Raw genomic sequence first — 19,384 nt, 5'->3', positions numbered from 1 at the left:
CAGGCGCGAGCAACTCGCGCTCTGGTGACACCGTCACGAACCTTCCGGACGGAAACGCCCGGAATACTGAGAGTCGCTGAGACTCGAAGCAACGGTTCGACATGGCGCGCGTACCGAGTTCCGTGGTGGCCGCCGCCGGGCTGGTCGGCGGATACGCCGTCGCCCGGTGGACCGGGAAGCGGCCCCTGGGCGGTGTCGTCCTCGGCGCCGCCGGACTCGCGGCAGGGCGGGAGTGGCACCGCCGGGGCGGCGCGCCCGCGGCGGCCGGGCTCGGGGCGCTGTACCTGGCCGGCTTCGCGGGGGCGCACCCGCTGGCCAAGAAGGTCGGCGCCTGGCCGGCCGTCCTCGGGGCCGCGGGAGCCGTGGCCGCCGCGTCCTGGGCCGTCGCCGACCGCGGCTGACGGCCCCGGCGCCAGCTGACAGCCCCAGACACCAGCCGCCCAGCCGCCAGCCGACGGCCCCGACCGCGGTCGGCAGCCCCGCCCCCGAGGGCCCGGGCCCTACGCCTACGCCCTGCGCCGGCTACGCCCCGAAGGCCCGGGACACCGTGTAGATCAGCAGGCCCGCCAGGGCGCCGACCACCGTGCCGTTGATGCGGATGAACTGCAGGTCCCGGCCGATGTGGGCCTCGATCTTGCGGGAGGTGTGCTCGGCGTCCCAGCTCGCCACCGTCTCGGTGATCAGCGAGGTGATCTCGGTCCGGTAGTTGGTGACCACGTACACCACCGCGCCCTCGGTCCAGCCCTCCACCTTGCCCTGGAGGCGGCTGTCCGTGGCCAGCCGCGCCCCCAGGGACATCAGCGAGGAACGGACCCGCAGGCGCAGCTCGCTCTGCTCGTCCTCCGCCGCCGAGATCACCATCGAACGGATCGCGGTCCAGGCGGAGGCGATCACGTCCTGGATCTCACCGCGCGCCAGCAGCTCGGACTTGAGCCGTTCGACCCGGCTCCGGGTCTCCTCGTCCGACTGGAGATCGGCCGCGAAGTCCGTCAGGAAGCGGTCCACCGCGCGGCGCGCCGGGTGCTCGGGCATGTCCCGCATCTCCGTGACGAACCGCAGCAGCTCCTTGTACACGCGGTCGCCGATCTTGCGGTCCACGAACCGCGGGGTCCAGCCGGGGGCCCCGCCCTGGACCGCGTCCATCACCGACTCCCCGTGCGTGACGAGCCAGTCGTGGGCCTTGGCGCACACGAGGTCGACGGCGCGGTGGTGGCCGCCGTCCGCGACGACCCGCTCCAGGGTCTTGCCGATGCCGGGCGCGACCTCGGCCGCCTCGGCGCGCCGGGTGATGGCCTCGCCGACGACGGCTTGGACATCGGCGTCGCGCAGTACGGTCAGGGCTCCGCGCACGGCGGTGGCGAGCTCCGCGGTGACCCGGTCGGCGTGCGCGGGCTCGGCCAGCCAGGCGCCGAGGCGGTGGCCGATGCCGAGGGCGTGGAGGCGCGCCCTGACCACGTCGGAGGAGAGGAAGTTCTCGCCGACGAACTCGGCGAGGGAGACGCCGAGCTGGTCCTTCTTGGTCGGGATGATCGCGGTGTGCGGGATGGGCAGGCCGAGGGGCCGCCGGAAGAGGGCGGTGACGGCGAACCAGTCCGCGAGCGCGCCGACCATGCCGGCTTCGGCGGCCGCAGCGACGTAGCCGGCCCAGCTGCCCGCGCCGGCGTGCCGTGCCCACGTGGCCAGCACGTAGACCAGCGCGACCAGGATCAGCAGGCCGGTCGCGGTGACCTTCATCCGGCGGACACCGCGGCGGCGCTCCTCGTCGGCGGCGCTGAACACGAATGCTCCGCGGGCGGGCGGGGCGGGGGTCGGTGTCGTTGCCGCTTTCGCTCCCGCGCGTGGTGGCGGTGGGGCGGCACCTCCGACTGTGGTGCGGTCGTCCACGTGCTCCTGCCTTCCCCCGGGGGCGCCGGTTTTGTCTGCATAGCATCCGACTACTGGGAGGCGCGAGGAGTTCCCGGCACGCCGTTTCGCTTCCGCGAGGAGGTACGGGTCCCACGGCCTCGGCCGGGCCGGAACGCGGTCAGGCCCCGCGGGTCACGGCCTGCCGGGGCCCGACCACGCCCGGCGCGCCGGGGCCGGTACGGCCACGCGCCGAGTCGCACCCGCAGCCCCGCCCTTGCGGAGGCCCCGGGTGGCCGGGCCGGCCACAAGCGTGGGCTCCGTACTGCCAGGCCCTGGGCCGGCCGCTGCCGCCTCGCGCCTGGAGCCTCGCAGCCGCCGCAGGCCCACGCGCCCAGGCCCCCAGCCCCCGCCCCCGGCCGCAGCCCACGGGGGCCGGCCCCAGCCGACGCCCAGCCACTCCGAGGCCGGGCCTCTCGGTCCGGAGCCGCGGGACGGAGCCGGACGGGACGGGGCGCGGCGTCCCGTCCCGTCCCGTCCCGCTACAGACCCTTGCTCAGCTTCGGCCGCTTCGGCGACTTCGGCGGCTTGACCTTGATCTCCACGCCGCCCCAGAAGGCGAAGCCCGTCACGATCACCCGCGGTGCCCCCGGCTGGGCCGGGCTGCTGCCCACGCGCTGGTCGAAGGCGCCCATCACGCCGATGCCCCGTACGTCGACCTCCACGCCCGGCGGCACGGTGATCTGGATGCCGCCCATGATCGCGACACAGTTGATCACCACCTCGCGCTGCGCGAAGTTCGCCTCGCGCAGGTCCAGCTCCCCGCCGCCCCAGAACGCCACCGCGTCGAAGCGGGCGGGCACCGTCCACGGCCCCTTGCGCTGGAACCCCGACATGACCGCGACCGCGCTCGTGGATGTCCCCGACCCGCCGATCCGCGCCGGCCAGGGCGAACCCGGGGCCGCCCCGGGCGTCGGCAGCGCCGCCGCCGCGGCCCCCTCCGCCGGCAGGTCCCGCGTCAGCGGCTCCAGTTCCGCGTACGTACGGGACGTGTACGCCGCCTCCAGCCGCTCCTCGAATTCCTCCATGTCGAGCCGGCCCTCGGCGACGGCGTCCCGCAGACGCTCCACCACCCGGTCCCGGTCGGCATCCGACGCCCTCAGCTCCGGCAACGGCTTCTCCGGCCGCTCGTCACTCATACGGCCCAGACTATGCAGGGAACCCCGGTGCTTGAACCCCTGTCCTACCGTTCCTAAGGACTGAGCGGGTGTGAGTCCTGTTGCCAGAACCCGTGCTCAGCCGCGTGCCCCGAACGGTTTTGGGCACGCTGGTCCCCCGCGTTCGCTCCGCGTCCGGTCCCGGCGGATCGTGTCCGTGGTCCGGGGATGCGGGGGCGGGTTTCCTCACGCCCAAGAGCTTCCGGTCGGGCCTGGACGGTCCGATGCCCACGACGATCGCTCCGGTCGTCGTGGGGCGGTTTCGTCCGTCGCCGGATCGGGTGCCCTTGGGCGCGCCTGCCGATCGCGATGCTCGCGGCATCGTGACGGGTGGTTGTGCGGTTCTTGCCGGTGAGGGGCTTTTGCCAGTGCTGGGCGCCCCACTTGCTGGTGTAGGCCGGGTCGACGGCGATGATCGCAATGCCGGTCCGGTCGGCCATGGACGCGAGCCGGGTCCGCAGCTTCCCGGTGGGCATGCCGGAGATCAACTGCCGGAAAGGCTTCTTACGGCCGTGCTTCTCCCTCGTCTTCTCCGCAGCGAAGTCCAGGTCTTCGACCGCGATCGCGGTGACGCCGCTGGTCTTGGCCCAGTGCAGCAGCCGGGTGAGGGCGTGCCGGACCTGGGCGTCGCGGTGGTTCGCGGTTCCGGTGAGGTCGTAGAAGAAGCGGCGCGGATGGCCGGTGGGGTTGCCGTGCCGGTCGAGTCGCCAGGCGGCGAGGTGGTCGGCGTTGGTGTCGACGCCGACCACACCGTGCGCGAGGGCGGCTTCGAGCGGGATCGGCTGCGTTGGGGCGTACTGCCAGGACGCGGTCAGATACCAGCGGCCCCGCGCCGTGTCGTAGTGGATGCGGTAGGCGACGGCCCGGTTCGCTTCCACACGATCGGCCCACTCCGTGCCCCGGTGCGGGAACGTCACGCGGGCGGCGAGGACGTACCGGCCGTGCCTGGCGTTGGCCAGGTGGGCGAGCGGGGCGGGCAGCTTGATGCTCACTTCGCCGTCGGGGGTGACGCGGACCGTCTCGTTGCCGAACCTTTTGCCGCTCTCGCCGTCAGCGGCGAGGAACCAGCGTTCGGCTTCCCAGTGTTCCCGCCACTGCGGTTCGGTGAGCTGGGCGGCGGCGAGGCGGTGCCGGGTGCCCAGGAGTCGTTTGCCGCCCCGTACGACCCGGACCCGCCCGCTGTCGCGGTCGTGCCGCTCACGAGCCAGCCGGTCTTTCAGCACGTGCAGGCAGCGGGACTTGGCGAACCATTCCTGCCTGCTGCGGTATCCGCCGGGGGCACGCTTGCTGCCCTTCTCCCCGATCGGCAGCGAGAGGCGGTGCGCGATCGTCCGGATCCCGGCTTCGAGGTTCTGAATGTGCGCGGCCTGGCCACGCCGGGCCAACGCCCACTGGACATGTGACGCTTTGGTGACCGCGCCCGCCCACCGCGACGACGAGTGGGACGTCAGCTCCCGCTTGCGGGCCGCCCATGAGCCTGTGGAGTGTTCAAGTCCGTCGGCGCACCGCGCCTTGAGATCACGCGATGCCAGGGCGCCGAGATGCGCTCCCACCAGGCGCAGCACCGTCTCATCCTGCGGCGTGAGGTTCTTCAGCCGGGTCCGCACCGCGACACCGGCGGGCCCGAGCGTGACGAACGGCGCCGACAACTCCCTCAACCCGCCCACTCCCGCACCCCCTCGCGCGTCGGAAAACCCGCCCCCACATTCAACGACCACCGCCCCCAAGGGTCACTCATTCGATGCAGGAACTGCCGTTCCCGCCCGCCGCCGAACCGCCCGCACCGACGAGACACTCACTCATGCATGGACCCGACTCACACCCGGTCAACAAGCAGCAGTTCCAACCCCCGGGATGACCCTGATTTCCCCCCGCCCTCACCCCCGCCTCCCCCGGCTCACGCCCGCCCCGCGTACATCCGCGCGATCACGTCCTCGATGTCCGGTTCCCGCACCGAGAGGTCCACCAGCGGATACCGCGCCGCCACCTCCGCCACCAGCGGCGCCGCCGAAGCCCCCGCCGGGAACGCCAGCCACTGCCGCGGCCCGTCCACCCGCACCACCCGCGCTCCCGTCAGCTCGATCGGCGCGAGCTCCCGCTCCAGGTCCACCACGAGCGTCCGCTCGCTCTCCCCGACCGACCCCGCCGCGTGCAGCCCGGCCAGCGGCCCGTCGTACATCAGCCGTCCGTGGTCGATCACCATCACCCGTTCGCACAGCTGCTCGATGTCCTGGAGGTCGTGCGTGGTCAGCAGCACCGTCGTGCCGAGCTCCGCGTTCAGCTGCCGCAGGAAGCCGCGGACCTTCGCCTTGCTCACCACGTCCAGCCCGATGGTCGGCTCGTCCAGGTACAGCACGTCCGGATCGTGCAGCAGCGCCGCCCCGATGTCCCCGCGCATCCGCTGCCCCAGCGACAGCTGACGCACCGGCACGTCGAGCAGGTCGGCCAGGTCCAGCCGGTCCACGCAGCGCTCCATGTTCTCCTCGAACCGCGCCCGCGGGATCCGGTACATCCGCCGCATCAGCCCGTACGAGTCCTTCAGCGGCAGGTCCCACCACAGCGTGGTGCGCTGCCCGAACACCACCCCGATCCGGTGCGCGAGCCGCATCCGCTCCCGCGCCGGGTCGATGCCCGCCACCCGCAGCCGGCCGCCGCTCGGCGTCAGGATCCCGGTCAGCATCTTGATCGTGGTCGACTTCCCGGCACCGTTGGGCCCGATGTAGCCGACCACCTCGCCCCGCGCCACCTCGAAGCTGATCCCGTCCACCGCCCTGACCTGGCGTTTCTCCCGGCGCATCAGCCCCACCCGGCGCCGTACGTCGAAGACCTTCTCGACCCCGTCCAGCGAGATCAGCGCATCCACCACGGCTAGCTCCCCGTGCTTCGGTACGAACGGACTCCCGCGCGCCACGCCAGCGACGCGGGCAGGAACACGGCGAAGGCCACCAGCGGGCTCAGGTACGCGACCCACCCCGGCAGCCCAAGCGGATCGGGCCGCCCCAGCACGTACAGCGCGGGCAGCCAGTTGACGAACGCCAGCGGGACGATGAAGGTCACCGCGCGCAGCAGGTCCGTCGCGAAGACGGTCGGCGGGTACTGCAGCATCGTGCAGCCGCCGTACGTGAACGAGTTCTGCACCTCCGCCGCGTCCCCCGCGACGAACTGGAACGCCGCCCCGGCCACCATCACCGCCCCGAAGATCGCGGCCCCGGACAGCACCATCACGGGCACCAGCAGCACCTTGCCGGCCGTCCACTCCACCTGCGGACCCAGCGCCCAGACCGACCAGGCCAGCACGCCCACCCCCTGCCCGACGCGCCCCAGCCGACGCAGCGCGAACCGGTCCGCCGCGACCTGCGCCAGCACCGGAACGGGGCGCACCAGCATGGTGTCGAGCGAGCCGTCGCGGATCCGGACGCCGATCCGGTCGGTATTGCCCAGCAGCAGGTCCGCCAGGCCCAGGGAGGCCGAGCAGGACCCGTAGAGCAGGGCGATCTCGGGCAGGGTGAAACCGCCCAGCACCTCCACGTGGGAGAACATGATGTAGATCGCGACGAAGTCGAGGAGGGTGATCGCCGCGTTGCCGACGAACGACAGGACGAAGGACGTCCGGTACGTCATCGTCGACCGGATCCACATCGCGACGATCAGCCCGTAGCCGCGCAGCCCCTCCCGCGCCCGGCCGCGCCGGGGCACCTCCACGGCCGCGAACTCCCGCTCCAGTACCGCCTCAGCCACCCTGGACCACCACCTTCCGCGTCGCGGCCGACTGCAACAGCCGCCCCGCGCCCAGCAGTACGACCGCCCACACCGCCTGGAACGCGAGCGCACCCGCCGCGTTCCCGGCCCCCGCGTGCCTGCCCAGCAGCACGTCCATCGGGACCTGGAGCATCGCCGCCCACGGCAGGGCCTGCACGAACTCGCCGAAGCCGCCCGGGAAAACGGTCAGCGGCAGCAGCATCCCGGAGAAGAAGACCGTGACGACGTTCGCCATCATGTTGATCCCGGAGCCGTCCATCAGCCAGAACGCCGCCAGCCCCAACAGGTAGCGCACCCCGAAGCTCACCGTCAGCGCGAGCAGGACCGAAACCAGGAACAGCAGCCAGCGCAGCGGATCGGCGGGCAGCGCCAGCCGGAACGCCACCGCCCCGACCACCAGCGGAACCACCCCCCGCCCCGCCAGCTGGAAGGCCGCCCGCCCCAGATCGGCGGCGAGCCACCACATCTGCAGGTCCGCCGGCCGGTACAGGTCGACGGCGATGTCCCCCGTACGGACACGTTCCTGGAGCTCCTCCTGGAACCCGCCCCCGATCAGCGCCCCGGCGGCGAGCAGCGACTGGCTCACCCATACGAAGGTGAGGGCCTGCGCCTGGTCGTAGCCGCCGAGTCCGGGCCGCTCGTCCCACAGCGCGATGTACGTGTACGCGACGATGAAACCGAACACGGTGTTGGTGAACACACCGGCCGCCGTCGCCGTCCCGTAAGTGGCGTAGCGGCGGAAACCGCCTGCCGCGACGGCCAGGTAGAGCCGCACTCTCCGAGGCACCGTATCCCTCCGTTTCCCACGTCGTTCCTACGTCGGCCAAAGCGCGCGAGCTTAGTGCGGAGGGGCGAGCCACGCGACCGATTTACCCCCGTCCGGCGCGTAATCACCGGTCATCGGGTAGACACCATGAGGTACAGAAGTGGATATTTCGCACGGCGTCGAGGAGTTCCGGAGATGAGCGACCAGTCACCACCCCCGGGCTGGCCCCCTCGCGATCCGGACACCCCGCCCCAGGGTCCCCCAACACGGCCGCAGCAGCCCGGAAGAACGCGGAAACCCGGCGGGGCGCAGGAGCCCGGAAGGCGGGACCGCCGCCGGCGGACCGGCTGGCGGCGCGCCCTCCCCACCTGGCGCATGGCGCTGGGAGGCGTCCTGCTCCTCGCCCTGCTCGTCATCGGCGCCCTCGTCGCCGGCTACCTCCTGGTGGACATCCCGCCCGCCAACTCCGCCGCCACCGCGCAGTCCAACGTCTACCTCTACTCCGACGGTTCGCAGCTCGCCCGCGACGGCGAGGTCAACCGCGTCAACGTCCCGCTGTCACAGATCCCCCGGACGGTGCAGGAGGCCGTACTGGCCGCCGAGGACCGGGACTTCTACGCCGAACGGGCGGTGGACCCCAAGGCGATGGTCCGCGCCGCCTGGAACACCGCGACCGGCAAGGGCACCCAGTCCGGTTCGACCATCACCCAGCAGTACGTCAAGAACTACTACCTGGGCCAGGAACAGACGATCAAACGGAAGGTCAAGGAGTTCTTCATCGCGATCAAGCTCGGTCGCGAGAAGTCGAAGAACTACATTCTGGAGGGGTATCTGAACACCAGTTACTTCGGCCGCAACGCCTACGGCATCCAGGCCGCCGCCCAGGCCTATTACGGCAAGGACGTCGGCAGACTCACGCCCGCAGAGGGGGCCTACCTCGCCACCCTCCTCAACTCCCCCAGCGCCTTCGACGTCGTCGCCCACCCGCAGAGCCGCCCCCGCGCCCTCGCCCGCTGGAACTACGTACTCGACGGCATGGTCAAGAAGAACTGGCTGTCCGCCGCCGAGCGGGAGAAGACCCGGTTCCCCGAGCCGGGCAAGGTCCGCGCCGCCGCCGGACTGTCCGGGCAGCGCGGATACCTGGTGGAAGCGATCAAGGACTACATCGTCGAGCACAAGATCCTCGACGACAAAACCCTCGCCGAGGGCGGCTACCGCATCACCACCACCATCGACAGGCGCCGCCAGAACGCCTTCGCCGAAGCCGTCGAGGACCAGATGGTCAGCAAACTCGACCCGCAGAAGCGCAAGGCGGACCGGGTCGTGCGGGCCGGCGGGGTCTCCATCGACCCGGCCACCGGCAAGGTCGTCGCCATGTACGGCGGCATCGACTACACCAAGCAGTACGTCAACAACGCGACCCGGCACGACTACCAGGTCGCCTCCACCTTCAAGCCGTTCGTCTTCGCGGCCGCCGTCGAGAACGGATCCCGCACCCAGGACGGCCGCCGGATCACCCCGAACACGATCTACAACGGCGACAACAAACGCCCCGTCGTCGGCGGCCGGATCCGCTTCGCCCCCGAGAACGAGGGCCAGGTGTCGTACGGGAACATCACCGTCAACACCGCGACCGACCTCTCCGTCAACGCCGTCTACGCGCAGATGGCGGTCGACGTCGGCACGGCGAGGGTCAAGGACACGGCCATCGCCCTCGGCATCCCCGAGGACACCCCGAACTTCCCGCCCGTCCCCGCCATGGCCCTCGGCACCCTGCAGGCCAGCGTCCTGGACATGACCCAGGCGTACGCGACCCTCGCGGACCACGGCCGCCGCACCCCGTACACCTTCCTGGAGAAGATCACCAAGGGCGGCGACACGATCGGCCTGCCCGAGCGCACGCCCACCCGGGCCGTCAGCCGCGAGGCCGCCGACACCACCACCTCCATGCTGACGAGCGTCGTCGACAACGGCACCGGTACGGCCGCGCTCGCCGCCGGCCACCCGGCCGCGGGCAAGACCGGGACCGGCGAACTGGACCGCTCGGCCTGGTTCGCCGCGTACACCCCGGACCTGGTCACGGTGGTCTCGATGATGGGCCAGGACCCGGACACCGGCGCCTTGGAATCGCTGTACAACGCCCTCGGGGAGCCCCGTATCGGTGGTGGCGGCTACCCGGCCCGGATCTGGGCCGCCTACACCAAGACCGCCCTCGAAGGCGGCGATCCCGTCGACTTCGACCTGGAACTCCAGCCGGGCGCGGCGCAGCCGCCGCCCTCGCCGCCGGCCCAGACGGACCAGCCCGAGGAGACACCTGGCGAGGACACGCCGACCCCTCCGGAGCGGCCGACCCGGCCGGTCCGTCCGACTGCTCCGAACGGCGGGCAGAACAACGGGGGCCGGGACGACGGCGGGCAGAACCAGGGCGGCCGCAACCAGGGAGGCCAGAACAACGGGGGCCAGGACAACGGCGGCCAGAACAACGGGGGGCAGGACAACGGGGGTCAGGACAACGGCGGCCAGACGCAGGGCGGGCAGACCAACGGCGGCACCAACCCGGGCGACCAGGGCGGCACCACCTGGGGCACGACGGGCACGCCGGGCCGGCAGGGCACCGACCGCGGCGCGTCCGACGGTACGCGCCCGCCGTCGGCGTTCCTCGAATGATCCCGGGGGCGGGTGGTCCCCGGTCAGTGACCGGAGGTCACCTTCAGCCCCACCACGGCGACCAGCAGCAGGCAGATGAAGAAGACCCGGGCGGCGGTGACGGGCTCCCCCAGCACCGCCATGCCGAGCACGGCCGCACCGGCGGCGCCGATGCCCACCCACACCCCGTACGCCGTACCGATGGGCAGGGTCTTCGCGGCGATCGAGAGCAGCAGCATGCTGGCGACGATCCCGGCGCCCGTGAACACACTGGGCCACAGCCGGGTGAAACCTTCGGTGAACTTCATTCCGATCGACCAGCCGACTTCGATCAGACCGGCGACGAGCAGCAGGACCCAGGCCATGACGGCACCTCCGAGACAGCGAGCTATACGGGGTGCGTCGTCTTGTCCTACCCGGTACGGCGCGTCTCGTCGGGTTCTCCCCAACCGTAGCAAAGAGAGGCGAAAAGGGCTGGTGACCTAGGCCACCAGCCCTTTTCGCCGCAGTTCTCAGAGGTATCAGAGGCGGCCGAGGCCGCAGAGGTGCCGAAGGCGCCGGAGACGCCGAAGGTGCCGGGTTGTCAGAGGCGCCGGGTCGTCAGAGGCGCCGGAGATGCCTCGGCGTCAGAGGTAGAGACCCGTGGAGTCCTTCGACCCCTCCAGCCGCTCGGCGGCCACCGCGTGCAGGTCCCGCTCGCGCATCAGCACGTACGTCGCGCCCCGGACCTCGACCTCGGCCCGGTCCTCGGGGTCGTACAGCACCCGGTCGCCGGGCTCGACGCTCCGTACGTTCTGCCCGACCGCGACCACCTCGGCCCAGGCCAGCCGCTTGCCGACCGCGGCCGTCGCCGGGATCAGGATGCCGCCGCCGGAGCGCCGCTCGCCCTCCGGCAGGTCGGACTTCACGAGCACGCGGTCGTGAAGCATGCGGATGGGCAGTTTGTCGTGGGTGGTGTTCTCGCTCACGCTCCGAACCTACCCGCCCGCGTCCGGACCCCGCTGCGCAGGGTCATCGGCGCCTGCGCCGCACCGAGAGCACCACTACCCCCACCACACCCGCCGCGAACAGTGCGACCGGCACGATCCGCTCGACGCGCGGAGCCCCGTCCTCGTGGCACAGCGCGACCTTCACGTCCGTCACGAGGCGGTTGACCGCGACGTAGGCCCGCCCGGCGGTCTGGTCGACCGTCGAGGCGACCCTGGCCTTCGCGTCCCCGATGATCGTCTTCGGGTGCATGCGCACGCCGATCTCGTCGAGCGTCTCGGCGAGCTGCTCGCGGCGGCGGACGATGTCCGCCTCGATCTGTGCGGGGGTCCTGGCTTCCGGCACCGCGCTGCCTCCGTCGTCGTGTCGTCTGTGGGGGCGTAGTCCGCCATGAACAGTCTGTCAGCAGCTTAGTCTCGTGCCGTACCGATCCCCTCTTGAGGAGACTGCCGACATGAGCGAGCGACTTCAGCCGGGCGACACCGCCCCCGCCTTCACCCTGCCCGACGCGGACGGCAACGAGGTCTCGCTGGCCGACCACAAGGGCCGCAAGGTGATCGTCTACTTCTACCCGGCCGCGCTGACACCGGGCTGCACGAAGCAGGCCTGCGACTTCACGGACAACCTCGACGTCCTGGCGACGGCCGGCTACGACGTCATCGGCGTCTCCCCCGACAAGCCGGAGAAGCTCGCGAAGTTCCGCGAGAAGGAGCACCTGAAGGTCACCCTGGTCGGCGACCCGGAGAAGGAGACCTTGACCGCCTACGGCGCGTACGGCGAGAAGAAGCTCTACGGCAAGACGGTGACGGGGGTCATCCGCTCGACGGTGGTCGTGGACGAGGAGGGCAAGGTCGAGCACGCCTTCTACAACGTCAAGGCCACCGGCCACGTGGCCAAGATCATCAAGGACCTGGGCATCTGACCCGCCCCACCCCGCCGGAAGCGGCCCGCACCCAACCGGTGCGGGCCGCTCCGTTTATCGGACGAAACCAGCCGTAACCGTCCGAACTCGGCGTCCCCGAGCGGTGCGCGATGTGCGGCATAGAGCCGATCTGGCGGGGATACCCTCTGCCGCTGGAGGTTGACCACATCGACGGCGACTGGCGCAACAACCAGCGAGAAAACCTGCGACTGCCCTGTCCTAACTGCCACTCCACGACGGACACTTACCGCGGCCGCGCAAAGGGTCGCCGGTGAGGCGGACTTACACACGGCGCGTGAAGCCCGACAGCTTGGCCTTGCGCGAAGCAGTAGCCGCCTCACAGTCGCCCGCGGAAACGCTCCGGCGCCTGGGCAAGACGCCATCCGGCAGCTTGAACGAGGCGCTCTAGCAGTGGATTCAGCAGGACGGCCTGTCTACGGCGCACTTCCTCGGACAGGCACACCAACGCGGCAAGCCCGGCACCACCGCCATACGGTCGGCCGAGGAGATCCTCGTCAAACACGACGGAAGGCGGCGCACGCGCACTCACCTCCTACGGCGAGCCCTGCGGGAAATCTGCGTCCCGGAGCGCTGTGCCATGTGCGGGACACCACCCGACTGGCTCGGCCTGCCAATGACATTGGAAATCGACCACGTCAACGGGGACTGGAGCGACGACCGCCGCGAGAACCTGCACCTGCTGTGCCCCAACTGCCACGCGGTCACCAGCACCTGGTGCCGGGGTGGGCAGAGCCGCCGTTAGGACCGGATCCGCGACACCAAAACGCCGCTCTCCCGCTAGAATTGCGGCGCAAGCGGCCGTTGCTGAACGGTATAAGCGGAGGTTTTAGGTGCCTCTGGACGAAAGTCCATGTGGGTTCGAATCCCATCGGCCGCACAAGCCTAGGAATCGAAGGCCCAGCTCTGAGAGCTGGGCCTTCGGCGTACCGGCGTCAGCCCAGCAGCTCCCGGACCACCGGGACGAGGGCGCGGAAGGCCTGGCCCCGGTGGGAGATGGCGTTCTTCTCCGCCGGGGTGAGCTCCGCGCAGGTGCGGGACTCGCCCAGCGGCTGGAGGATCGGGTCGTAGCCGAAGCCGCCCGTGCCCGACGGAGTGTGGCGCAGCGTCCCCAGGAGGCGGCCCTCGACGACGCGTTCGGTGCCGTCGGGAAGGGCCAGGGCCGCCGCGCAGGAGAAGTGGGCGCCGCGGTGCTCGTCATCGATGTCGCCGAGCTGCGCCAGCAGGAGGCGGAGGTTGGCCTCGTCGTCGCCGTGGGCGCCGGCCCAGCGGGCCGAGAAGATGCCGGGCGCGCCGTTCAGGACGTCCACGCACAGGCCGGAGTCGTCGGCGACCGCCGGCAGGCCGGTGGCGCGGGCCAGGGCGTGCGCCTTGAGGAGGGCGTTCTCGGCGAAGGTGACGCCGGTCTCCTTGACGTCCGGGATCTCGGGGTACGCGTCCGCGCCGACCAGCTCGTGCGGCAGGCCGGCGTCGGACAGGATGGCGTGGAGCTCGGCGATCTTGCCCGCGTTGCGGGTCGCGAGGATGAGGCGGCTGGGCGTGGAGGTCATGGCCCCCATTATTTCCCTGCCGCCGGCCGCGTCAGCCCGGGGTGCAGACCTTGGAGATCTCGCTCGCCGCGTCCGCGACCGGCTGGATGTCCGGGGTGGCGTCGCCGTTCTGGATTGCGGTACGGACGTTCTTCACGGCCGTGTTCATCGAGTCGATGGCCTTGCCCAGGTCGGCGTTGTCCGTCTGGTCGCCGATCTTCTTGAGGTTCGCCTCGATCTGGTTGAGCGCGTTCTGGGCGTCCTGCGGGCTGTTGCCCGCCTGGGAGACCGCCTGCTGGAGGTCGTTCGCGCCGTCCGTGATGGCCACCGCCGTGTTCGCGCAGTCCATCGCGGTGGAGATCGCGTCGCAGGAGGTGAGGGCGGGTATCGCCAGGGCGGCCGCGACGGCCACGGCAGCGAGGCGGTGCTTCGGCTTGACGGACTTCAGCGTCTTCATCTTCGGGTCCCCAGGGATCGGATGCGTGGACGGGTGCACGGCTTTGACGCCGTGCACCCGTACCAGGACGGACGCGAATCCGCGCGCCGCGGTTGCCGCTTACAGTGCCAGCGCGCCCAGCTGGATGGCTTCCAGGTCCGCGCAGCCGCCGGCGGCGAGGTCGAGGAGGGCGTTCAGTTCCTTGCGGTCGAAGGGCTCGCCCTCGGCGGTGCCCTGCACCTCGACGAAGCGGCCGTCGCCGGTGCAGACCACGTTCATGTCGGTCTCGGCGCGCACGTCCTCCTCGTAGCAGAGGTCGAGGAGCGGGACGCCGTCGACGATGCCGACGCTGACGGCGGCGACGGTGCCGGTGAGCGGCTTGCGGCCGGCCTTGATGAGCTTCTTCTGCTGACCCCAGGAGACGGCGTCGGCGAGGGCGACGTAGGCGCCGGTGATCGCGGCGGTGCGGGTGCCGCCGTCGGCCTGGAGGACATCGCAGTCCAGGACGATGGTGTTCTCGCCGAGCGCCTTGTAGTCGATGACGGCGCGCAGCGAGCGTCCGATGAGGCGGGAGATCTCGTGGGTGCGGCCGCCGATCTTGCCGCGGACGGACTCGCGGTCGCCGCGGGTGTTGGTGGAGCGGGGCAGCATCGAGTACTCGGAGGTGACCCAGCCTTCGCCGCTGCCCTTGCGCCAGCGCGGGACGCCTTCGGTGAAGGAGGCGGTGCAGAAGACCTTGGTGTCTCCGAAGGAGATGAGGACGGAGCCCTCGGCGTGCTTGCTCCATCCGCGTTCGATGGTGACCGGGCGGAGCTGTTCGGGCGTACGGCCGTCGATGCGAGACATGGCTCCGAGCCTAGTCCCTGAGCGCGAACGCGAAGACCCCGTCCGGGTTTATCCGGGACGGGGTCTGTCGTACGGCGGGCCGTGCGCGGGTCGTACGCAGGCTGTACGGCGGGCCGTGCGCAGGCCGTACGCAGGCCATACGCAGGCCGTACGCAGGCCGTACGCAGGCCGTACGGCGGCGAGCCTTGAGGGGCTCAGCTCACATCATGTCTTCGATCTCGCCGGCGATCGGGTCGGCGTCGGTGCCGATGACGACCTGGACCGCGGTGCCCATCTTGACGACGCCGTGGGCGCCGGCGGCCTTCAGGGCGGCTTCGTCGACGAGGTCGGGGTTGTGAACCTCGGTGCGCAGGCGGGTGATGCAGCCCTCGATCTCGTCGATGTTGTCGATGCCGCCGAGCCCGGCGACGATCTTCTCAGCCTTGGTGGCCATGTGTTTCTCCCTGAGTGTTTCGAAGAACGAGTCTCGGCGGCCAGGTTCCGGATGCCCACCTGCGTGATCCGCTTTGTCACGGTAACGCACGGTTGGCCCATCTATGCGAGCGCATGACTGCTGTCTGTCGAATGATGACGATCAGCAGCAGCCTGCCCCACGACTGGTCTACACCAGTGTGCCGCACGTGCCGCAACTGCCAAAAACGGGCCGGTCAGGGAGGACGCCGATGAGCGCGAGCAGCGCTGCAGCAGCGCCGCAGCCGAAGTGGTGGAACGGTGTGTTCCAGGGGCTGCAGAAGATGGGGCGGAGCCTTCAGCTGCCGATCGCCGTACTGCCCGCCGCGGGCATCCTCAACCGCCTGGGCCAGCCTGACGTATTCGGCGTGGAGGGCCTCGGCTGGACGGACGTCGCCCGGGTCATGAACGCCGCGGGCGGCGCGCTGCTCAATGCCGACCTCGGCCTGCCGCTCCTCTTCTGCGTCGGCGTCGCGATCGGCATGGCCAAGAAGGCCGACGGTTCGACGGCACTGGCGGCGGTGGTCGGCTTCCTCGTCTACCGCAGCGTCCTGCGCGCGTTCCCCACGGCCTGCCCCACGGGGACCAGGGACGTCGGGGGTGGCTGCCTGGGGAAGGACTTCACCCTCGCCGAGTACACCTTCCAGAACCCGGGGGTGTTCGGCGGCATCGTCATGGGCCTGCTGACGGCCTGGTTCTGGCAGCGCTTCCACCGGGTGAAGCTGGTCGACTGGCTCGGCTTCTTCAACGGCCGCCGGCTCGTCCCGATCATCATGACCTTCGTCGCGATCGGCTTCGCCGTCATCTGCCTGTGGATCTGGCCGCCGATCGGTGACGGCTTGGAGAGCTTCTCCGACTGGCTGGTGGGCCTGGGTTCCTGGGGCGCCGGGATCTTCGGTGTCGCGAACCGCGCGCTGCTGGTGATCGGCCTGCACCAGTTCCTGAACGTACCGGTGTGGTTCCAGTTCGGCAGTTTCACCAAGCCGGACGGCCAGGTGGTGCACGGCGACATCACCATGTTCCTCAGCGGCGACCCGGAGGCCGGGCAGTTCCTCACCGGCTTCTTCCCGATCATGATGTTCGCCCTCCCGGCGGCGGCACTGGCGATCACCCATTGCGCGAAGCCGCGGCGGCGCAAGGAGGTCGGCGGCCTGATGCTGTCGGTCGCCCTGACGTCCTTCGTCACCGGCATCACGGAGCCGCTGGAGTACTCGTTCCTCTTCGTGGCACCCCTGCTGTACGTGATCCACGCGTTGCTCACGGGCGTCTCGATGGCGGTGACGTGGGCGCTGGGCGTCCATGACGGCTTCAGCTTCTCGGCCGGCCTGATCGACTACGTCATCAACTGGAGCCTGGCGACGAAGCCGGCGCTGATCATCCCGATCGGGCTGGGTTTCGCGGCGGTCTATTACGCCATCTTCCGGTTCGCGATCACCAAGTTCGACCTGGCCACCCCGGGCCGGGAGTCGGACGAGGAGATCGACGAAATGGAGAAGGAGAACATCAAGGCGTAGGCACCGCCCGGTAGTACGCCGGCCCTTCGGTCCGTCTCCCCGTGGCCCCCGGATCCTCGCATCCGGGGGCTTCGGGCATGTTCGACGCGCACCCGAACCCCTTGTGGCGTAGACCACAGGAAATCGAAGGTTCCTTATCTAACCCCGACCGTGTTACAACTGGTCTACACCATCAATTGGTGTAGACCACGTGGGCCTGTCTGCGCTCGCGTTCCCCCCTTTTACGAGACGTCGCCGTCCCCCGGCTCACCCCCTGGCGGCGCCTTGCCCACTGGAGGAAGTTGTGACCACGGCTGCCGCCCCCGCGGCGGAAAAGAAGAAGGGCGCTGGCGTGATGGCCGTCATGCAGCGCATCGGCCGGAGCCTCATGCTCCCCGTTGCGGTGCTGCCCGCGGGCGCGCTCCTGCTCCGCCTGGGCGCGGACGACATGCTCGGCGACAAGGACGTCTTCCCGACGTTCATCCTCAAGATCGCCGGATACATGGCCGCCGGTGGTGGCGCGATCCTCGACAACATGGCGCTGCTGTTCGCCGTCGGTATCGCGATCGGCTTCGCCAAGAAGTCGGACGGTTCCACCGCCCTGGCCGCCGTCACCGGCTACCTGGTCTTCCAGAAGGTCCTCGCCACCTTCACCGACGGCAACCTGCCCCAGGTCGCCAAGGTGGCCGGCGGCAAGATCGTCATGGTGGACGCCCCGGTCAACGCGGGTGTGCTCGGCGGTGTCGTGATGGGCATCATCGCCGCGCTGCTCTACCAGAAGTTCTACCGGACCAAGTTGCCGGACTGGGCGGGCTTCTTCGGCGGCCGCCGCCTGGTCCCGATCCTCTCCGCCCTGGCGGGTCTGGTCACGGGTATCGTCTTCGGCCTCATCTGGCCGGTCCTCGGGTCGGGTCTGCACAACCTCGGTGAGTGGCTGGTCGGTTCCGGCTCGGTCGGCGCGGGCATCTTCGGTGTCGCCAACCGTGCGCTGATCCCGATCGGCATGCACCACCTGCTGAACTCCTTCCCGTGGTTCCAGGCCGGTTCCTTCGACGGCGCCAACGGTGCCGTGCACGGTGACATCGGCCGCTTCCTCGCCGGTGACCCGACCGCCGGACAGTTCATGACCGGCTTCTTCCCGATCATGATGTTCGCCCTCCCGGCGGCCTGCCTCGCGATCGTCCACTGCGCCCGTCCCGAGCGCCGCAAGGTCGTCGGCGGCATGATGTTCTCCCTCGCGCTCACCTCCTTCGTCACCGGTGTGACCGAGCCGATCGAGTTCACCTTCATGTTCATCGCCCCGGTGCTCTACGCGGTCCACGCGGTCCTCACCGGTATCTCCATGGCGCTGACCTGGGCCCTGGGCATGCGTGACGGCTTCGGGTTCTCGGCGGGTCTGGTCGACTACCTGCTGAACCTGGGTATCGCCGAGAACCCGCTGGGCCTGGCCGTCGTCGGCCTCTGCTTCGCGGCGGTCTACTACTTCGTCTTCCGCTTCGCGATCACCAGGTGGAACCTCCCCACCCCGGGCCGCGAGTCCGACGAGGAGCTGGCCGAGCTGGCGAAGGCCGAGGCCAAGTAGGCCTCAACGCCTCTGGCACGACGGAGCCGACGGAACCGACGGAACCGACGGAGCCCCCGCTCTCCCGGAAGGGAGGGCGGGGGCTCCGTCGTACCCCGGGTGCCTCAGACCTCGTACACGGCGCCCGCGTACGCCAGGTCGATCGGGCCGTCGTAGACCGCGCGGGCGTCGGCGAGGTTCTGCTGCGCGTCCGTCCACGGCGGGATGTGGGTGAGGACGAGGCGGCCGACCCGGCCGCCCCGCGCGTACTCCCCGGCCTCGTGGCCGTTGAGGTGCAGGCCGGGGATGTCCTCCTTGCCGCGGGTGAAGGAGGCCTCGCAGAGGAACAGGTCGGTGCCCTCGGCGAGCAGGCCCAGCTCCGGGCAGGTCCCGGTGTCCCCCGAGTAGGTGAGCGAGCGGCCGCCGTGCTCGATGCGGATGCCGTACGCCTCGACGGGGTGGCTGACCCGCTCGGTGCGGACCTGGAAGGGGCCGATCTCGAAGCTGCCGGACTTCAGGGTGCGGAAGTCGAAGACCTCGCTCATCGAGCGTTCGTCGGGCACGTCGTCGTAGGCGTTGATCAGGCGCTTCTCGGTGCCCTCGGGGCCGAAGACGGGGATGGTGCCGCAGCGGCCGCCCTCGTGCCGGTAGAAGCGGGCCACGAAGTACGCGCACATGTCGATGCAGTGGTCCGCGTGCAGGTGGCTCAGGAAGACCGCGTCGAGGTCGTAGAGACCGATGTGGCGCTGGAGCTCGCCGAGGGCGCCGTTGCCCATGTCGAGGAGCAGCCGGAAGCCGTCGGCCTCGACGAGGTAGCTCGAACAGGCCGATTCCGCGGACGGGAACGACCCCGAACAGCCGACGACGGTGAGCTTCATGGAGCGTGAACCTCCGTGGACGGTCCGTGGACGG

The 19,384-nt window shown here is 70.4% G+C and carries 20 protein-coding genes, 1 tRNA gene, 1 pseudogene and 1 riboswitch; of the genes and pseudogenes, 8 read left to right on the top strand and 14 right to left on the bottom strand.

Annotation, left to right across the window (positions count from 1 at the left end; genetic code table 11):
* Positions 1–101 precede the first annotated feature (101 nt).
* A complete protein-coding gene (locus ACFCZ1_RS22995) occupies positions 102–401 on the top strand; it encodes a hypothetical protein (protein WP_376680137.1) in 300 nt (99 codons plus the stop codon).
* A gap of 121 nt (positions 402–522) precedes the next feature.
* On the opposite strand, the gene ACFCZ1_RS22990 is transcribed toward ACFCZ1_RS22995, so the two are convergent.
* From ACFCZ1_RS22990 to ACFCZ1_RS22965, 6 genes are all read right to left on the bottom strand, one after another.
* Positions 523–1,884 (bottom strand): DUF445 domain-containing protein, encoded by a 1,362-nt coding sequence (locus ACFCZ1_RS22990; RefSeq protein WP_376680136.1) that lies wholly within the window; start codon positions 1,882–1,884, stop codon positions 523–525.
* Positions 1,885–2,384: 500 nt separating this feature from the next.
* Complete coding sequence (locus tag ACFCZ1_RS22985) at positions 2,385–3,041, bottom strand: DUF1707 domain-containing protein (RefSeq protein WP_376680135.1); 657 nt, start codon at positions 3,039–3,041, stop codon at positions 2,385–2,387.
* 53 nt (positions 3,042–3,094) lie between these two features.
* Complete coding sequence (locus ACFCZ1_RS22980) at positions 3,095–4,726, bottom strand: IS200/IS605 family accessory protein TnpB-related protein (protein ID WP_376680134.1); 1,632 nt, start codon at positions 4,724–4,726, stop codon at positions 3,095–3,097.
* A 230-nt stretch (positions 4,727–4,956) separates the two neighbouring features.
* Positions 4,957–5,925 carry an ATP-binding cassette domain-containing protein gene (locus ACFCZ1_RS22975; protein WP_376680133.1) on the bottom strand — a complete coding sequence of 323 codons (969 nt, stop codon included), beginning with the start codon at positions 5,923–5,925 and terminating at the stop codon, positions 4,957–4,959.
* 2 nt (positions 5,926–5,927) lie between these two features.
* Positions 5,928–6,698, bottom strand: coding sequence for an ABC transporter permease (locus tag ACFCZ1_RS22970; protein WP_376680143.1), 771 nt, complete (start codon positions 6,696–6,698; stop codon positions 5,928–5,930).
* A 91-nt stretch (positions 6,699–6,789) separates the two neighbouring features.
* Positions 6,790–7,593: an ABC transporter permease gene (locus ACFCZ1_RS22965; RefSeq protein WP_376680142.1), complete on the bottom strand. Its 804-nt coding sequence runs from the start codon at positions 7,591–7,593 to the stop codon at positions 6,790–6,792.
* Positions 7,594–7,959: 366 nt separating this feature from the next.
* On the opposite strand from ACFCZ1_RS22965, the gene ACFCZ1_RS22960 reads away from it, so the two are divergent.
* Positions 7,960–10,251, top strand: coding sequence for a transglycosylase domain-containing protein (locus ACFCZ1_RS22960; RefSeq protein ID WP_376680132.1), 2,292 nt, complete (start codon positions 7,960–7,962; stop codon positions 10,249–10,251).
* A 23-nt stretch (positions 10,252–10,274) separates the two neighbouring features.
* Here ACFCZ1_RS22960 and ACFCZ1_RS22955 read toward each other — a convergent pair whose 3' ends face one another.
* From ACFCZ1_RS22955 to ACFCZ1_RS22945, 3 genes are all read right to left on the bottom strand, one after another.
* Positions 10,275–10,595 carry a DMT family transporter gene (locus ACFCZ1_RS22955; protein ID WP_376680131.1) on the bottom strand — a complete coding sequence of 107 codons (321 nt, stop codon included), beginning with the start codon at positions 10,593–10,595 and terminating at the stop codon, positions 10,275–10,277.
* A gap of 31 nt (positions 10,596–10,626) precedes the next feature.
* A riboswitch (guanidine-III (ykkC-III) riboswitch) is annotated at positions 10,627–10,699 on the bottom strand.
* A 157-nt stretch (positions 10,700–10,856) separates the two neighbouring features.
* A complete protein-coding gene (locus ACFCZ1_RS22950; RefSeq protein ID WP_030239046.1) occupies positions 10,857–11,198 on the bottom strand; it encodes a co-chaperone GroES in 342 nt (113 codons plus the stop codon).
* 43 nt (positions 11,199–11,241) lie between these two features.
* Entirely contained in the window at positions 11,242–11,562 is a 321-nt protein-coding gene (locus tag ACFCZ1_RS22945; RefSeq protein ID WP_376680130.1) for a DUF3618 domain-containing protein, read from the bottom strand.
* A 109-nt stretch (positions 11,563–11,671) separates the two neighbouring features.
* Between ACFCZ1_RS22945 and bcp the strand changes: the two genes are divergently transcribed.
* The 4 genes and pseudogenes from bcp to ACFCZ1_RS22925 all read left to right on the top strand — a co-directional run bounded on the left by bcp (position 11,672) and on the right by ACFCZ1_RS22925 (position 13,037).
* Positions 11,672–12,139, top strand: a complete 468-nt coding sequence (bcp, locus tag ACFCZ1_RS22940; RefSeq protein WP_362814261.1) for a thioredoxin-dependent thiol peroxidase — start codon at positions 11,672–11,674, stop codon at positions 12,137–12,139.
* 83 nt (positions 12,140–12,222) lie between these two features.
* A pseudogene (locus tag ACFCZ1_RS22935) lies at positions 12,223–12,414 on the top strand (HNH endonuclease signature motif containing protein); the annotation flags it as partial.
* Positions 12,415–12,737: 323 nt separating this feature from the next.
* A complete protein-coding gene (locus ACFCZ1_RS22930; protein ID WP_376680129.1) occupies positions 12,738–12,902 on the top strand; it encodes a hypothetical protein in 165 nt (54 codons plus the stop codon).
* A gap of 52 nt (positions 12,903–12,954) precedes the next feature.
* Positions 12,955–13,037 (top strand) — tRNA-Leu (locus tag ACFCZ1_RS22925).
* A 55-nt stretch (positions 13,038–13,092) separates the two neighbouring features.
* Here the strand turns inward: ACFCZ1_RS22925 and rdgB are convergent.
* From rdgB to ACFCZ1_RS22905, 4 genes are all read right to left on the bottom strand, one after another.
* The gene (gene rdgB / locus ACFCZ1_RS22920) at positions 13,093–13,707 is read right to left on the bottom strand and encodes an RdgB/HAM1 family non-canonical purine NTP pyrophosphatase (RefSeq protein ID WP_376680128.1); all 615 of its coding nucleotides are present in this window, start codon (positions 13,705–13,707) and stop codon (positions 13,093–13,095) included.
* Between the two features lie 31 nt (positions 13,708–13,738).
* Positions 13,739–14,143, bottom strand: coding sequence for a hypothetical protein (locus tag ACFCZ1_RS22915; RefSeq protein WP_376680127.1), 405 nt, complete (start codon positions 14,141–14,143; stop codon positions 13,739–13,741).
* A gap of 99 nt (positions 14,144–14,242) precedes the next feature.
* Complete coding sequence (gene rph / locus ACFCZ1_RS22910) at positions 14,243–14,968, bottom strand: ribonuclease PH (protein WP_376680126.1); 726 nt, start codon at positions 14,966–14,968, stop codon at positions 14,243–14,245.
* 199 nt (positions 14,969–15,167) lie between these two features.
* Positions 15,168–15,491 carry a glucose PTS transporter subunit EIIB gene (locus ACFCZ1_RS22905; protein ID WP_376680125.1) on the bottom strand — a complete coding sequence of 108 codons (324 nt, stop codon included), beginning with the start codon at positions 15,489–15,491 and terminating at the stop codon, positions 15,168–15,170.
* 139 nt (positions 15,492–15,630) lie between these two features.
* Here ACFCZ1_RS22905 and ACFCZ1_RS22900 point away from each other — a divergent pair, with 139 nt between their 5' ends.
* Complete coding sequence (locus tag ACFCZ1_RS22900; protein ID WP_376680124.1) at positions 15,631–16,932, top strand: PTS transporter subunit EIIC; 1,302 nt, start codon at positions 15,631–15,633, stop codon at positions 16,930–16,932.
* Between the two features lie 334 nt (positions 16,933–17,266).
* Positions 17,267–18,493 (top strand): PTS transporter subunit EIIC, encoded by a 1,227-nt coding sequence (locus ACFCZ1_RS22895; RefSeq protein ID WP_376680141.1) that lies wholly within the window; start codon positions 17,267–17,269, stop codon positions 18,491–18,493.
* A 104-nt stretch (positions 18,494–18,597) separates the two neighbouring features.
* Here ACFCZ1_RS22895 and ACFCZ1_RS22890 read toward each other — a convergent pair whose 3' ends face one another.
* A complete protein-coding gene (locus ACFCZ1_RS22890) occupies positions 18,598–19,350 on the bottom strand; it encodes an MBL fold metallo-hydrolase (RefSeq protein ID WP_376680123.1) in 753 nt (250 codons plus the stop codon).
* Between the last annotated feature and the right edge of the window lie 34 nt (positions 19,351–19,384).

Origin of the sequence: Streptomyces sp. NPDC056224, assembly GCF_042267665.1 — a bacterium.
Classification (GTDB): domain Bacteria; phylum Actinomycetota; class Actinomycetes; order Streptomycetales; family Streptomycetaceae; genus Streptomyces.
The sequence above is the reverse complement of the archived record's forward strand: the minus strand, read 5'-3'. Positions and strand labels throughout refer to the sequence as shown.